Raw genomic sequence first — 15,071 nt, 5'->3', positions numbered from 1 at the left:
CTCCTTTGATACGTAGCATATTGTGTCTATAAAAAATCAGATTACAAAATATTATTTGTTTTTTCAACTTAAACCCGTGATTACGTCCTAATCCTTTGCCTCAAGCTGTCTCAACTTTTTAAATTTGCTAGGGAATACCTAACAAATTAACCACTTACCCGATATATATTTGGGCACAAAAGGCTAGGTGATTTGTCTTACGCTTAAATTGTGAATGTATGCTAAGTTAATAGTCTCAGTATTTATAGATTACGATCAGAGTCCATGGCAAAAAAGTGGCTTAATTGGTTTAGCATTAGCATTGCAATTTTATGCGCTCTCTGCCTGATTGCAGCAGGGATTGTCGCCCTCGCCAGACCTAGCTCTATTGAACCCGTCATCCCTGCAGCAGCACAGCGCCAACTCCCTAAGAACACTTTTGAACTGCCCATTGAAAATTATACTCGGATCAATACAGGCCTTCTCGACCTTAAAACTACCCCCCCCAGCACACAACTGCCCAATTTAAGAAATGCATTGAACTACTACGGGAAAAATGGGCGCCCTGATGCGGATAAAGACATTCCTCTCATGCACTTTAGCCTGGTCAATAGCAAGGAAATCATCCCCGTCCTTCCACAGGAAAAGATCTACCTTACATTTGACCGTATGGTCACACCGCCAAAATACATTTTCTCCCCCAATAATGCTCCTACACCTCTGTGGATTGAAGTTACCCCCTATGACGGGATGTCACAAGTTAAGCTTTTTTTGTTGGACGACGGCCAGATTGTAAACAAACCCGCAGCAAACGCCGAATTCATGCAGCAAGAAAAGGAATTTGCACGCTATGGCGGCGCTGTCTGGGAGATGGGCAAATGGAGGGTGGACGGCACATTATTAGCCCGCCAAAAAGCTCGTTGGTATGGACAAGACCTTTTCTTTGACAAGCACGGCGGAAAGGAATTCGGCTTTACCAAGGGTAAACAGCGCATCGACTTTGGCGAGGGGGATGAAGCTTACTCTGTATTTGTCAACGAACAAAGCTGCATTATCTGGAAAGACAACCGCTGGCAAAATGCCGAACCCGGAGAGCAAACTAAACCCTATCCCATCATGTGCGTAAAAAAAATCGATACCCGCCTGATCAATTTTGAACTATGGGATGTGAATGGAAAGGGTAAAATGGTCTTGAATATGCTTAAGTCATCCGACACCCCGCTCCCCCGCACCTTGCAGCAAACGCTTAAATTTGTCGGAGCCCGTACCTTGACCAAATTCCTCTTTGAAGTGAATAAAGAAAGAATACAATTGCGTCCTAACGATTGGCTTTTGTTTAAAGATAATCGCTGGCAACTTCTTACCGATCCTGCTACAATCCAACGCTATGTTGATCGGCAATTGATTGGACCATTGTTTGTTTTCGAAGGGGTATCTAAAAAAGACGATCGCCAAGTACTGAAGGGAACAATGTATAACCCTACACGGACAGAAGCATTAGAAATCGAAATCCCGTTAGTTCCTCCCGGCGGAGGGGTAAAAGGTCAGAAAAAAGATGATAAAAAGGACGCTAAGAAAAAAGTCGTAGAACCGCCGAAAGTCCAGAAAACCGAAAAACAAGAACTGGAAAAAGCCCTGCCTCCGGCTACTTCGGACGGCCCCTTACGCATTCCTAGCAGCGGTCCTCCTTCACCATTAAACGATGCGGATGATGGCTCAGACGACGATGACGATGATGAGGATACACAAGAATAATATTTTTACCCAATTTTGACGCATGACTCGAAGAATTACCTTATTTTTACTCATTTGCTGGATAGGCATTTCTCCACTATCTGCACAAACCATTGCAGATAAAATCTCAGGAAATGCCAATAGCGGAGACCTTAGCCCCGAACTGCAAAAAGCCTTGGTTCAAGTAAACCGCGATTTGCGCGATTGGAGAACCGAACTGCAGCGGCTATACAGAGAAGCTGAAATCTTATACCGCACCGGTGCAGATGAGCACGAATACCGCATCCTTCTAGAAAAAATCAATGCTATCCGTGAAAATATCCTCCTATTAGAAGATAGCTGGCGTATCAAAGTCCTTAACGGCATGCCTTCAGAACAATACGCTCTCTGGCATCAGCCTGAAACAACTCTAGGCGATTTAATCATAGATTACGGTTCGCAAAACTTCGTCTATCTCCTGACGCCTGAATTAGCGACAATGAAACTTAGCGTCAACTCCAGCCTGCCTATTCCACGCGCCTCCTGGGATGAAATGTTGGAAACCCTCCTCATCCAAAATGGCGTAGGCTATAAACAGCTTAACCCCTACCTGCGCCAACTGTATCTACTTAAAGACGACCGTTCCCCCATTACCCTGATTACGAACAAACGGGCCGACCTAGTTCCTCTACCCCCCAAAACACGCATCTGTTTCGTCCTTTCTCCCGACCCCTCCGAAACACGCCGTATCTGGTTCTTCCTTGATAAATTCGTCAATCCTAACACCACTGTCCTACAAAATATCGGCAGAGATATCCTCATCATAGCCACCGTAGGTGAAGTTAAAGAACTCCTTAAACTCTATGATTTTGCTATCGCCAACCAAGGCGACCGCGAATACCGCGTCATCCCTCTAAAACGGGCCGACTCAGATGAAATTGCCAAGGTCCTCTCCGCTATTTTCGACCAATTCTCCGACGCAGCCCTTGCTAAAGATCTCGACAGGGACTCTTCCGGTAACGACAGGTCCAGACCGCGTGTCCGCGCGCCCACAACGCAAGGAAATGGCGTCCAAGTTATACCTCTCCGAAATATTGCACCTGCCGTTGTTGTCATCGGTACTGTGGAAGAAGTAAAGAAAGCCGCAAAGATTATTAAGGAAGTGGAAAGCCAAATTGCCGGTTCTAAGGAAAAGGTGATCTTTGTCTACAAAACCAAACATTCCGATGCAGATGAACTCGCTAGAATCCTGGATAAAATCTATACATTGATGCTGCGTACCGGCGCCGGATTTGCTAGAGTGCCTCTTGCACCCGATATGCCCCCAGGATTCCCCTTCAACGGTTCCGCAGAAGCTAACGGCGCACTTGCCCGAGGCGGACCCGGCGCGAACAATACGCAATTCATACCGGGCCAACCTAGACCCCCAGGCTCTGCTCCAGGCGCTCCTATTCCTCTAGGAGCAGGCGGCGGACAGCAACCGCCATTGGCCGGACAGCAGAACCAAACGGATAACAGCGCCCAACAAGATGTCAATACACGCAATATTGTACAGCTGCAGCTGCCTCCCCCTCCACCTATCCTGCCTACTGCAGATCAGATCATCAATACGGGTTTCTATGAGACAGGCCAGTATATCATTAACCCTACGCCCATCACTGCACTCACCCCTGTCAGACCAAAGTCGCGTGATCCCGACCGCAATAACTTTATTGTAGACCTTAAGACAGGTTCTATCATTATGGTTGTTGAAGAAGATAGCTTGGGCAAATTGAAGGAATTGATAGCTAAAATTGACGTTCCTAAAGAAATGGTCCAGATCGAAGTGCTACTTTTTGAAAAACGTCTAAACCGCGCAAATAATATCGGTATCAACCTTCTAAGGATCGGCGATATTGCCTCCCAAACACATGCGACAAGCGCTGCATTCAATGACCTTGCGCGTTCAGGCGGACAAGGCGGTATCTTCAGCTTCCTCATTAGCCGTACCAAAACAAGCACGGGTATCCCTGCATTCGACCTGATCTATAACTTTTTGATAGCTCAAGACGATTTACAGATTAACTCCGCACCCTCTCTAGTCACTGTCAATCAGACTCCTGCGCTGATTGCCATTCAGGAAGAGATCTCCATCAGCACCGGCCAATTCCTTGTCAATACGAACAATGGCGAACCGGTTTTGAAGGACGCCTTTACCCGTGCGCAATATGGTATCACCATTAAAGTCACCCCTACGATCCACCTAGCCGCCGACGATGATCCTACATTTAACGACAATGAAGGGGATTATGTTACATTGGAATCCGAGATCCTATTCGACACGATCCAGCCCATCTCTAGAGATCCTAACCGTCCTGACGTGACACGCAGAAAACTCACCAACCTCGTCCGCGTCCCTGACGGCCAATCGGTCATCATCGGCGGCCTCCGCCGTAAAATCTCCACAGATAATAGGGAAGCTATTCCTTTCCTTGGTGAAGTCCCCGGCGTCGGTAAACTGTTCAGCAATACACGCCTTACTGATAGTAACACGGAAATGTTCCTCGTTATTACTCCACGCATTATCCGTGATCCCTATGCCGATTTTGAAAGATTGAAATGCCTGGAAATGTCAAAACGCCCCGGCGATCTTCCGGACTTTCTCTGTATGCTTGCCGATGCGCGCGATCGAGAGAAAAACCGTCTTCTAGCAGGAAGTATGACATTGTTATTCGGTCCTGAACCCGACCGCTGCTTGATTACCCCAGGGGAGTATGATGGATGGTAACATCGAAAGGAAAAGCGAAGAGCTTCTACGCGCTGGCTTAGCCAATAGCGAAGAGCAACAACGTATGCTGGCAGAACAGCTAGGGATCCCGATCGTTCCGGATCTTAGCTCTTTCCGCTTCCCTAAAGATGCCTACAAAAAGGTTCCTTATGCTTTTGTCAAAAGAAACCAAGTCCTGCCCGTTCATGAAGACCACGGGATCTTCACTATTGCAGTAGCCGACCCTCTTAACTTGGCACCACTCCAAGACATAGCCATCATGCTCGACGCAGATGTCAAGCCGGTTTACACCTCGAAAGACATCATCCTCAACGCTATCAACGAATGTTACAATCAACAGACCGGCGCCGCTTCGCAAATGTTGGCCGACCTTGCCGGTCAACGCCAAGGCACTACCGACGAAGGTGAATTTGAAGTATACGACCTCTTAGACAATAGCCAAGGACAGCCGCCTGTCATCAAGCTGATCAACCTTATCCTCACCGAAGCCATTCAGCAAGGGGCTAGCGATATCCACTTCGAACCCGAAGATAACGGCTTGCGCGTCCGCTACCGTATCGACGGTGTACTACAAAACCGCCACGCCCCTTCTCAAGAATTCAAAGCCCAACTGATCACCCGTATCAAGGTCATGTCCAAGCTGGATATCGCCGAACACCGCCTTCCACAAGACGGCAGAATTAAATTGATCATGGGGCCCCGGCAGATCGACTTCCGCGTCAGCACTGTGCCTATTGCAGAAGGCGAACGTATAGTCCTCCGTATCCTTGACAAAGGAAATGTCCTGCTCGGTTTAGACAAAATAGGCATGCTTCCCGAAGTTTATACTGAGTTCCGCCGCCTAATTGCTGTCCCTGAAGGCATCATGCTTGTCACAGGACCTACTGGTAGCGGTAAGACGACAACACTCTATAGTGCCATCTGCGAGATCTATAGTGAAGAGACCAATATCATGACGATCGAAGACCCCGTCGAATACAACTTGAAGGGTATCGCTCAAATTGGTGTGCAACCTAAGATCCAATTAGACTTCGCTCGCGGACTGCGACATATCCTCCGTCAAGACCCTGACATCATCATGATCGGTGAGATCCGCGATAAAGAAACCGCTGAAATCTCAATACAAGCAGCTCTCACCGGCCACTTGGTCCTCAGCACCCTCCATACTAACGACGCCCCATCAGCTGTTACACGCCTTGTAGATATGGGGATTGAACCCTATCTTCTCTCCTCTTCCATCGTCGGGATTCTCGCGCAACGCTTGGTCAGGACTATCTGTCCGCAGTGCAAACAAGCTTACATCCCCACTGATCCGGAGCTTAGCGGCTTAGGCATCTCCCGCCTAGATTTGGGCCTTAAAGGTCAATTATACCGGGGTGAGGGCTGTCAAAACTGTTACGGAACCGGATATAAAGGCCGCCATGGCCTTTATGAACTTCTCACAGTAAATAATGCCATCAAAAGACAAATCGTCAAAAGCCCCGATGCTGTCGAATTAAGACGCATAGGATTAGAAACTGGCATGGTATCCTTATTAGAACATGGCGTCGACCTGGTTAAACGCGGCCTCACCACAACTTCAGAAGTTCTACGCGCATCAAGAGGGGTAGAAGAATAAGCTATGCCTCTTTACCGGTATCAAACCATAGATTATCAAGGTAAAAAAAGGTCCGGTCTTATTGATAGTCATAGCCTCCAAGATGCTCGTGAAAAATTGCGCGAACAAGGCGTCATGGTTTCTTCCCTAGCTTTAGACGTTTCAAAAGGTGGTACCGGAGCGTTAAGCGGCGAAAATCTTGTGACTTTCACCATGCAACTAGCTCAAATGACAGGGGCCGGTGTTCCTCTCTATGAAAGTCTGATTGCCCTTGAAGAACAAACGCGTAAAGAAAAGTATAATAACGTCATACTAAGCCTCTGCGAGCAGATCAAAAGCGGCTCCTCTCTCTCCCGCGCCATGGGCAGCTTTCCTAACTGTTTTGATAACCTCTATGTAGGGATGATCAGTGCCGGAGAATCCGCCGGGGCTCTTCCCCTAGTTCTTGACCGGTTAGCTTTCTTTCTAGGCCGTCAAAATAAATTGAAAAAAGAAATCGGAACAGCCCTTATCTACCCAGGCATCCTTTCTGCCTTCGCTCTTGTCGTGATAGGACTACTACTAGGTTTTGTTATTCCTTCTATCGAAGGACTCTTTGAAAACCGACCTATCAACGGTTTTACTGCCTTAGTCTTAGGCGTAAGCCAATTTTTTAGAGCTTGGTGGTGGGTTATCTTTCCTCTGATTGTTCTAACCATCACCGCGATTGTTTTGAAATTAAGGTCTCCTAGCGGAAAAATCTGGATGCAGAAATTTTCCCTGAAACTTCCCTTTATCCATAAATTAGTAAAAGAAGCTTCCATCGCTCGTTTTTGCCGTACAATGGGTACTTTGCAACAAGGGGGACTAACGATTATTGACTCGCTTCGCATCGCACGTTCAGTCATGGGCAACGTCGTCCTGGAAGAAGACATGAAACGTGTAGAAGCGCGCATTATTGAAGGGAGTACTTTTGGAGCCGAACTCGGTCGTTCACCCTGGGTTCCCTCTCTAGTAGCCCGCATGATCCGCGTCGGGGAAGAATCCGGAAGCATTCAGCTTATGTTCAATAAAATAGCCGATATGTACGAAGATGAACTGGAAAAAAACATTAGCCGATTAATGGCAATGGCCCAACCGCTCATTTTAATCACCATGGGCGCCATCATCGGCGGTGTCCTAATGGCAGTACTCCTACCTCTTACGGATGTAAGCTCCCTCGTCGGATAATAGAGGAATTGCACACCTATTCAGCAAAGACCGATGAAATTGCAATGCACCTTAACCGCAATAATTCTCTTTTTTGGTATGCTGCATTTATTTACTCATGAGGAGCGTCCCACTATGCATATGAAGAAAAAACGTCATATCACATTGATGGAAATCATCATTGTCATGTTCCTTATCGCACTGATTACAGGCGTAATCGTTCTCAATTACCAAGGAACCCTCGAAGAAGGTAAAGCGTTTAAAACTAAGGCCGCTATCGAAAGAGTAGAGACAATTCTAAATCTTAGAGCTGCCGAAGAACCGGGGATCACTGAACGCCTGGATAGCGATTGGGATAAGTATATCATCGATTCCCCTCTCGTTAAAAACCCTAACGACTTTATCCGCGACGGCTGGGGTAAAAAATTTGATGTGGAAGTCAAAGACGGTATTATCCGCGTAAACTCGACCAATTATCAGGATTATCTCAAGAAGAAAAGCGAATCGAGATAATCTTATTGTAATGGTGTTAAGGCTATATGAGACGATTGCAAAAGTCCTGGTTTAGACGATTAATTGAGGCTATTGCCGCAATTCAAAGAAAAGGCCGGCTTTTGCAACCGTCACCTAAATCTAAAATATTTTATTATAGCTTTTTCTCCCTCCGCCGCCGTTTCCTAACCCTGACAGAAATATTGATCGTCATCTCCCTCATCTCCATTGTAGGGGGAACGATGGCCTTAGGATTAAGACAGCTTATCCGTGATCAACGCTTCCGGACAGAAGTTTCACAAGTGGTCAACACTTTGCGTCTAGCCCAACAGATCATGGTCATTCTAAACACAGATGTACACGTAATCTTCCAAGCTACTCCTAAAGGCTTCGACTATCGTATCACTCTAGATGACAAGCTCCAAGATAGGTGGCATAAGGAATTGACCAAACGCAAGCCGCCCCTACAGGAAATTCATGCTATTAACTTTGATGATGCCCTTAGCTCCAATAATAATAAGAACACCATAGACATTAAATTCCTTTCAGGAGGCAGCACTATGAGCCAAGGCGTGCTGAGATTAGGTATAGCGCCCCCCGGTGTACCTGACACACAAGAAGCCTTTATCTGCCTGCCGGGCTATCCCCATTTCATTACCAGCATATCCAGCAAGGATACTGATCCCGATTGCAACCCTTCTGATCAAAAAAAATTCAACCAAGCCATTACACAAGCTACAGTCAATGAGATCACTGAAAAGCAAAGGGTCTACAAAGATATTCGCGACGATGAAGAAGTAGACAGGAATGATAACAAGAATACACCTCCTAAGGATGAGAGAAAAAAGAATGGTTCAACGGCCCCTAAAAAAGGTTAGACGCCCTTTTCTTCTGCTAGAGGTTTTGATCGCCTTCCTTCTAGTAGCCCTTTGCGCCATTCCACTGGTCGCACCACATGTCTCCATCTACAAAGACCAGCTGGAATTCATGGATAAAATCCAGCTTGACCATTTTGTAAACCAATATTACGCTGAACTTATCGAGAAACTTTATCGCCAAAATATCGCTTGGGATGCTTTAACTAACGAAACAAAATTCAAGATAGATAAAGAAAAAATCATTTCTTGGGATAATAGGCAGCTTCCTTATGAAGGGTCCTATAGTTTTAGCGATAAAAAACATAAGCCTAAAGAACCGAAGCCGTTTACTGTCTATCTCCTGCAACTTACCTTAACCTTTAAGCCTGTAAAAAAGGCCGGCACTGACAAAAAAAGTAAGGATCTAGTCTATAAGTATGACATCTTTGTGCCTCGCCAGCTGCCGGGCGAAACTCCCGAAAAGAAAGAGGATGGAGGCGATAAGGATAAATGAACTCTCACACCTCAAAAAAGTTTATTTCACGCCGCTTCTTTACTCTGATCGAAGTGCTTATCGCCCTGGGACTAACATCCATCATTATGAGCACTCTTACCTACTTCTACTTCCAAATCCAATCGATCAATACAAAAACCGAAAAATCCCTTAAGAAGTTATATGAACTGTCCTATCTAGAAAATCGCTTATCTGAGGTAATTCCTAAGGCTCTAGCAGAAAATACTCCCAAAAAGGACTTTTATTTTTATACTTCTGAGTTAAACAGTGAATACATCAAACAAGGAAGCCCCTCTCTGGTGTTTATGTATGACAATGGCATCGACATTAATAAAGCTCTTTCAAACAATACCTTAGGACGTCTCTTCGTAGATAATAAGCGCAGACTGATCTTAGCAACATGGCCCTCTCCAAAGCGTTGGAAAGAAGGATCCTCCCCTATTGTCGTCAAGGAAGTCCTAGCGGAAAATGTCGATTCTATCTCCTTTAAATTCTTCGTAGCTCCGGATATAGACCGCAACAAAGTCCCTCAATCGGTAGAAGGAAACAAGAAAAAGCAACAATCCCGACCAGAACCACACTTGGCTTGGATATCTGAATGGAAAAATGAATTCAATGAACTTCCCGCTATAATGAAGATCAGCTTACAAAGGGGGCCGGAAAATATAGAATATAGTTTTCCCCTTCCTAATAGCACAAAAACAATCTTCTATAACCAGTAGGCGCCATGCAGATACTCCTTTTTGTGCTCACCTTCTTAATGCTCCTCAGCCTCTTGACCTACGCTCGTCTTGACAGCTACATCAGCTTCGTCCTTACACGGAACCAACTAGAAAAGTATATGGAAAAGAACGAAAGGGAATTCTATAACTTGCGCAACATCAAATGGTATGATGATACTCCCGCTTCTTCCAAAGAGTCTAACTCCAAACCTGTTTCAGCTACTTCAAAACTGAGTTTGTTCCCTCTTCTAGATAAAAAAGCCAAAGAAAAAGACTTCGACCTCTATAATCAAGTTCGCTACGTTACAAAACGCCTTATAGGAGAACTTTACGGAAATACCCGCTTCTACAAAGATATTAACGCCAAACGTCCTACCTTCAGTGACGACATTCTTGACGCCCTAGAAAACACGGCTCAAGGGTTATCTAAAGAACAGAAGATCACAAATGTCAAAGATCTGGCAAACATCGATCTGGGCGATAAACAGCTTAATGACGTATTTTATCTAATCCTCAAAGGCACTAAAAGGGAAGATAGCCGCAAAGATGCTTTAAAGAGTATTAAAGCAGAGTCCGACTCGGACAATAAAGAAGAAAAACCTGTCGATGATGGATATGTATCTCTTCTCGATTATATCAATGTGGATGCACGCACAAAATTAAGGGTATTTCTTGCACCTAGAAAACTACTCGTAGCTATCACAGCAAATCCTGACCTAGTCGATGAAATAATAGCCCAAAGGGTTGCTCTCTACAAACAAGTAGAGCAAAAATTAGCCACACCGGAAGCAGCCTCAGCACAGTTCAATCAGCAATTCGGTACACGCATCTCCTCCATCGTCAACGATCATCTGCTCGATTTCTCCGTAACGAAAACCGATCCTCGCTCTTATGAATGAAATGATTGTTTATATAAGCAGGAAGCTAGAGACACTTAAGTATATTGTTGTCACTGTTATATCTGTGAACAGCAAAACAACAGGCCCAGAAGCCACTTTAGGGTCTAGTTTAAAAATATGCAAAATCACAGGGAACACCGACCCGAAAGTCGTAGCAGCAGCCATAGACAGGAAAATACTGCTAGCTATAGCTGCGATAGACCAATAATCACTGAAAAAAAGAAAATACACCAACGTGACAATCAATGCACAAGCAACCCCTAACAGCAGTGCCGTCTTCCACTCTACCATTATCCTTTGTTGCACCCTTTTCCAGGGTATGTCCTCATAATGGAGGAATTGTAAGCTCAATGTCATCGACTGCATGGATACAGATTCGCCTAATGTCAAAACTAAAGGAATAAAAATCGCTATTATGACAGCACTGTCTAACAGTAGGTGGAATTGGTGTGCGATCAACGCACATAATAGCCCCCCGAGGATATTGCACATAAGCCAAGGCATACGGAAGCTAAACTCTTTTACACTTGAGATAAGCTTCCCTTGATCTACAGAAAGACCCACTAATTGGAACACATCTTTGGAGGGTTTAAACTCTTTGATAGAGGGCTTTTTTTTAAGGATAGTACTTACCGGCAGTTCCAATATTCCACATAATCTATCCTCATCATCCACCACAGGTATCGCTAGAATTTCATAAGTGGCAATCAAGCTCAAGGCCCTTTTCAACGGCTCATTCTTATGGATGCTAATAATTTTTGAGTTGGTAATATCTTTTATCTTGCAGTTCGGATTGGAATAAAGGATATCGCGGGTAGAAATAACCCCCTTCAAATGATCATCTTCATCTATGACATAGAAATAGTGAATTTTGTGAGAAATTTCAATCACTTGAAGTCTTTGTATTAATTCCCCAAGAGTGAGTTCCTCTTGAAAAGCTGTTTCCACAGGTGTGATATAATTTCCTGCAGGTGCATTTAGTTGTTCTTTAGAAAGGCCCTTATAGAAGTCCAATTTCATGGTACAGCCTTAATACTATTCTAAAATAATTATAGTTGTTTATAATAATTATTTAGTAGTACTTTAGACTAAACCAAGAAACTGCTCTTTTTACGTTCAGTACTAAATTAGTTATATCTTTAGGCAGATCGTTTATTAGAATGGCCTCTTTATAGAATCTCAGAAAATTATCTTTTGCAGGCAAAAGATCCCCATTATCACCTAGCTTAGATCGTATTTCATTCCATGCCTGCTTAACTTTAAATAGGAACTCGTCTTTTTCCACCAAAGAGTTATCTATACCATACTTGGATTCGAGATCTAACTTCTGAATATTCTGATCGTCAAGAACCGCTTCAACCAAATCTGTGTAATAACGACTGATTGCATGAGTATCCAAACCGGTTTTCACCATCAACTGTTTATAAATGAAAGAATTATTCTGCGAGACATCTTGAATGAACTTTACTAGAACGTAAAAATTAAAATTTCCCATTCTTAGCATTTGCCAGGCTTTAATCGTTTTATCTACACAAAAACAAAATTGAAAAGGATTCAATCCCACAGGTACCTTTTCAATACTTATAAAATGGCTGACTAATCTGCCTATTTGATCCAGTGCCAACATGTCCTTAGAGTCTATCGAATCTTCACTTTTCCAGCTAATATCCAATAGATTAGTCTGTGGGGCCTCTACTAATGCAAATCTACCCAATGGATCTTTATACTTTATTTTGAGCCTATTCAGCTGGACTTCTTCTGCCGCTATATTTTCAAAAGCGAATAAACTTGTGTTGGGAGGCACCCTTAATAAAAGATCAGGATGCTTTTCCAGGGAATAATAACTATTGTCGCCTATAGTAGTGATTTTTTTATCTACGCTATAGCTACTTTCTCCGCACACCACCGAATTGCCTGTGATGAGGTTTGTTTCCTCCCAGCGTCTCTGTCTCTTATCTCGCGAATCATAATAAAGTAAATACTCCATGGATTCCAAAGGAACGACGTCCATCTTCAAATCTAGTAATGCTCGATGTACTGAGGCTAATGCTTCGTGCAACAATGCTATAGAATTCCCATGCTTCCAATTGGATATTTCTGCGCACCATTTAGTTAAGACCACCTCTTCAGCTTCTGTTCTTGGTATGTTCTTAAAAACTTTTACCAATTCATCCAAAGGGAATTCAATCTGAGAAACATGCTCTAAACGCACGATAGGTAATAGCTTGCTCATTTTATCCCGCAACGGGCCGCTTTCAAATCTATGCGCTAAAGCTTTTTCAGCCCTTTTCTTCTGCTTTTCAATGGAAGCTCCCGGACTTGTCAACCAGGATAAAATCGGTTCAAAACATTTTCTACCTGTAAGATTATCTATCTTAACGCCCAATGCACGGAAAATGGAATAAATGTATTGAAAAGCTTTCTCCAACCATACTGGAAAAAAGGGAAACTTGGCTAAAGCCCCTTTTTCGGTAAAGAAAGGATAGTCTTTTTCTGTGATGGCATGAGTAAAATAATGATCCAATAGATTTTTATATCTTTGAGGATGACGTTCCAGCCTTTTATAGGTATGCTCTACAGTCGCATTATAATCTGAAAGATGCCAACGGGCCTTATATAATTCATCCCTGTCATAATCCAGACCTTGAAGACGCTTTATCATTGCGCCTTCATATTCGTCATACATTTTTCCATAGTGCTTAAGAAGCTTAGTGCTGGAGTAGCTGGCATATAATAATGCTCCTCTCAGTTGGGTCTTCCGGTACTCACTATAGCCTGTAATCCAATAAACCCATTTATGCAAATATCCATAAGCTTTTCCTACGATATTCGTATTCGAATACAAAAAATTACCGCTTAAGTTGGGCTCCAATCGAGCTTTTGGGCATATAGGATCCAACAAGCAGGAATCGATCTCTTCAAAGAGGCTATATAAACTTACAGATGACAATGGCATATTTCTAACTTCTAGGCGAGTACGCCGGCTGGCGCGACTAATTTAACTACTATTTTACAGCTTGGACTGCCTAAATGCATGCAAGGTCTATGATCGAATGAAATTTCATTTTTATGCCACATCGCTATCGCACGAGCTATTCCGACAAAAAGATAACACATTTTGCGTGGTGAGCAGTAGTCAATTTCTACGCTAGTAGGAGAAAGTCTCTTCGTGTCGATAACAGATGACAAATCACCTCCGGTCGCTTTGTCCCCTGTCAGTGTGCGGAAAACTTCCTGCATTTGGACTGAAGTGTGTTCCATGGTATCAATACAGTTCCATGAAGGATTGATCATAAATCCGTATGTCTTCATGAGATAGGTTCCTAAATAGACTCCAAACTCATCTAACAGTGTATTAGTAGATTTTCCCGTTTTCTCAGAAAGTGCCAATAGCAGTTTCTGAAGGTAGAAATCTGGGTATCCATTCAATCTGAAATAGGTAGTTTGCTTTTCGAATCCTGCAGTTTGCAAGAGCTCTTTCCACTCGCCTACACCATATTTTTCCTCAATAAACTCCTGAAATTTGACAAATACTATACCCTGCATCATCGGCTCCTTTTTTCGTGCGGTAAAAAAATTACCACCGCATTATTTATCTATATGACAAAAAATACCAAAAAATATAAATAGATAAAAAAAAATTAAATATTAAATATAGAATTTATATGGATTCTTCAGAACGACACTGCGTACTAAAACCTTTTCTTCTCATTGTCGTACCCCTCATTCTATGTACTTTAGAGATCTGGCATCCGGTAGGATTTAAATCTGACGTATACCATAATCTGCATTCCCAGATGGATTGGTGGTACTGGCTGCACCTTTTGCAATTGCCTCTTTTTGGTTTAGTGGGTGCAGGGGGAATTCTTCTGACATGGGGGAAAACCGGCTATTTAGCACGTTTAAGCGTCATCGGTTTTTGGTTTTTTATGGTCTTTTATACGGCGTTTGATGCAATCAATGGGATCAGTGTAGGCGCTATAATGAGAGATGCTTCCGGCTATACTCCCAGCGAACAAGAAACAGTTGCCAAAGCTATTCAAAACCTTTACAACCATCCCTTCGTAGGCGGAAGCCATTCTGTTGTCAGTGAAGTTGCTTCTTTAGGCTGGGTATTGGGAATGCTTCCCATGATTATTCTTTTAGCTAAAGATCGAATTCCCTATATCATTCTCTTATTATATCTTATCTCAACGATCTCCCTTTGGTGGTCGCATGCATACCCATTTGGCCCGATCGCCTTTTTCTGCTTTGCTTTAGGTTCATTTTTCCTCCTACGGTGGGAAAGATCCAATCCTGCCCAAAACGAAAAAGTGTCTCCCTAAGCTTCTCGTCTCAACCCA

Annotated in this window: 13 protein-coding genes; 10 read left to right on the top strand and 3 right to left on the bottom strand. The window is 43.6% G+C overall.

Features of this window, described 5'->3' with window-relative positions; all coding sequences use genetic code 11:
• Positions 1-264 precede the first annotated feature (264 nt).
• The 9 genes from WC222_06595 to WC222_06555 all read left to right on the top strand — a co-directional run bounded on the left by WC222_06595 (position 265) and on the right by WC222_06555 (position 10,728).
• Positions 265-1,734 carry a hypothetical protein gene (locus tag WC222_06595; protein ID MFA6916046.1) on the top strand — a complete coding sequence of 490 codons (1,470 nt, stop codon included), beginning with the start codon at positions 265-267 and terminating at the stop codon, positions 1,732-1,734.
• Positions 1,735-1,756: 22 nt separating this feature from the next.
• Positions 1,757-4,459 carry a type II secretion system protein GspD gene (locus WC222_06590; GenBank protein MFA6916045.1) on the top strand — a complete coding sequence of 901 codons (2,703 nt, stop codon included), beginning with the start codon at positions 1,757-1,759 and terminating at the stop codon, positions 4,457-4,459.
• Positions 4,446-6,077: a type II secretion system ATPase GspE gene (gspE, locus tag WC222_06585; GenBank protein ID MFA6916044.1), complete on the top strand. Its 1,632-nt coding sequence runs from the start codon at positions 4,446-4,448 to the stop codon at positions 6,075-6,077. The genes WC222_06590 and gspE overlap by 14 nt, the downstream gene beginning before the upstream one ends.
• A 3-nt stretch (positions 6,078-6,080) precedes the next feature.
• Positions 6,081-7,265, top strand: coding sequence for a type II secretion system F family protein (locus tag WC222_06580; GenBank protein MFA6916043.1), 1,185 nt, complete (start codon positions 6,081-6,083; stop codon positions 7,263-7,265).
• Positions 7,266-7,379: 114 nt separating this feature from the next.
• Positions 7,380-7,757, top strand: coding sequence for a type II secretion system protein (locus tag WC222_06575; protein ID MFA6916042.1), 378 nt, complete (start codon positions 7,380-7,382; stop codon positions 7,755-7,757).
• A gap of 26 nt (positions 7,758-7,783) precedes the next feature.
• Complete coding sequence (locus tag WC222_06570) at positions 7,784-8,614, top strand: hypothetical protein (protein ID MFA6916041.1); 831 nt, start codon at positions 7,784-7,786, stop codon at positions 8,612-8,614.
• A complete protein-coding gene (locus WC222_06565) occupies positions 8,586-9,107 on the top strand; it encodes a hypothetical protein (GenBank protein MFA6916040.1) in 522 nt (173 codons plus the stop codon). Before WC222_06570 ends, WC222_06565 begins: the two co-directional genes overlap by 29 nt.
• A complete protein-coding gene (locus tag WC222_06560; protein MFA6916039.1) occupies positions 9,104-9,829 on the top strand; it encodes a hypothetical protein in 726 nt (241 codons plus the stop codon). Before WC222_06565 ends, WC222_06560 begins: the two co-directional genes overlap by 4 nt.
• A gap of 5 nt (positions 9,830-9,834) precedes the next feature.
• Complete coding sequence (locus tag WC222_06555) at positions 9,835-10,728, top strand: hypothetical protein (GenBank protein MFA6916038.1); 894 nt, start codon at positions 9,835-9,837, stop codon at positions 10,726-10,728.
• Between the two features lie 9 nt (positions 10,729-10,737).
• On the opposite strand, the gene WC222_06550 is transcribed toward WC222_06555, so the two are convergent.
• From WC222_06550 to WC222_06540, 3 genes are read right to left on the bottom strand one after another with little or no spacing between them, the layout of a single operon-like run.
• Positions 10,738-11,748, bottom strand: a complete 1,011-nt coding sequence (locus tag WC222_06550; GenBank protein MFA6916037.1) for a magnesium transporter — start codon at positions 11,746-11,748, stop codon at positions 10,738-10,740.
• Positions 11,749-11,800: 52 nt separating this feature from the next.
• Positions 11,801-13,684 (bottom strand): hypothetical protein, encoded by a 1,884-nt coding sequence (locus tag WC222_06545; protein MFA6916036.1) that lies wholly within the window; start codon positions 13,682-13,684, stop codon positions 11,801-11,803.
• 11 nt (positions 13,685-13,695) lie between these two features.
• Positions 13,696-14,277 carry a heme NO-binding domain-containing protein gene (locus WC222_06540; GenBank protein ID MFA6916035.1) on the bottom strand — a complete coding sequence of 194 codons (582 nt, stop codon included), beginning with the start codon at positions 14,275-14,277 and terminating at the stop codon, positions 13,696-13,698.
• A 116-nt stretch (positions 14,278-14,393) separates the two neighbouring features.
• Here WC222_06540 and WC222_06535 point away from each other — a divergent pair, with 116 nt between their 5' ends.
• Entirely contained in the window at positions 14,394-15,053 is a 660-nt protein-coding gene (locus WC222_06535; protein ID MFA6916034.1) for a hypothetical protein, read from the top strand.
• Positions 15,054-15,071: the final 18 nt, after the last annotated feature.

The sequence above is a fragment of the Parachlamydiales bacterium genome (genome assembly GCA_041671045.1).
GTDB lineage: Bacteria > Chlamydiota > Chlamydiia > Chlamydiales > JABDDJ01 > JABDDJ01.
This window is presented reverse-complemented; position numbering and strand designations above follow the sequence as displayed.

Bases quoted from the DNA above. Each gene is read 5' to 3' on its own strand.
- WC222_06595 (MFA6916046.1), top strand. From the start codon at position 265: ATGGCAAAAAAGTGGCTTAATTGGTTTAGCATTAGCATTGCAATTTTA.
- WC222_06535 (MFA6916034.1), top strand. From the start codon at position 14,394: ATGGATTCTTCAGAACGACACTGCGTACTAAAACCTTTTCTTCTCATT.
- gspE (MFA6916044.1), top strand. From the start codon at position 4,446: ATGATGGATGGTAACATCGAAAGGAAAAGCGAAGAGCTTCTACGCGCT.
- WC222_06560 (MFA6916039.1), top strand. From the start codon at position 9,104: ATGAACTCTCACACCTCAAAAAAGTTTATTTCACGCCGCTTCTTTACT.
- WC222_06565 (MFA6916040.1), top strand. From the start codon at position 8,586: ATGGTTCAACGGCCCCTAAAAAAGGTTAGACGCCCTTTTCTTCTGCTA.
- WC222_06580 (MFA6916043.1), top strand. From the start codon at position 6,081: ATGCCTCTTTACCGGTATCAAACCATAGATTATCAAGGTAAAAAAAGG.
- WC222_06590 (MFA6916045.1), top strand. From the start codon at position 1,757: ATGACTCGAAGAATTACCTTATTTTTACTCATTTGCTGGATAGGCATT.
- WC222_06575 (MFA6916042.1), top strand. From the start codon at position 7,380: ATGCATATGAAGAAAAAACGTCATATCACATTGATGGAAATCATCATT.
- WC222_06540 (MFA6916035.1), bottom strand. From the start codon at position 14,277: ATGATGCAGGGTATAGTATTTGTCAAATTTCAGGAGTTTATTGAGGAA.
- WC222_06555 (MFA6916038.1), top strand. From the start codon at position 9,835: ATGCAGATACTCCTTTTTGTGCTCACCTTCTTAATGCTCCTCAGCCTC.
- WC222_06550 (MFA6916037.1), bottom strand. From the start codon at position 11,748: ATGAAATTGGACTTCTATAAGGGCCTTTCTAAAGAACAACTAAATGCA.
- WC222_06570 (MFA6916041.1), top strand. From the start codon at position 7,784: ATGAGACGATTGCAAAAGTCCTGGTTTAGACGATTAATTGAGGCTATT.
- WC222_06545 (MFA6916036.1), bottom strand. From the start codon at position 13,684: ATGCCATTGTCATCTGTAAGTTTATATAGCCTCTTTGAAGAGATCGAT.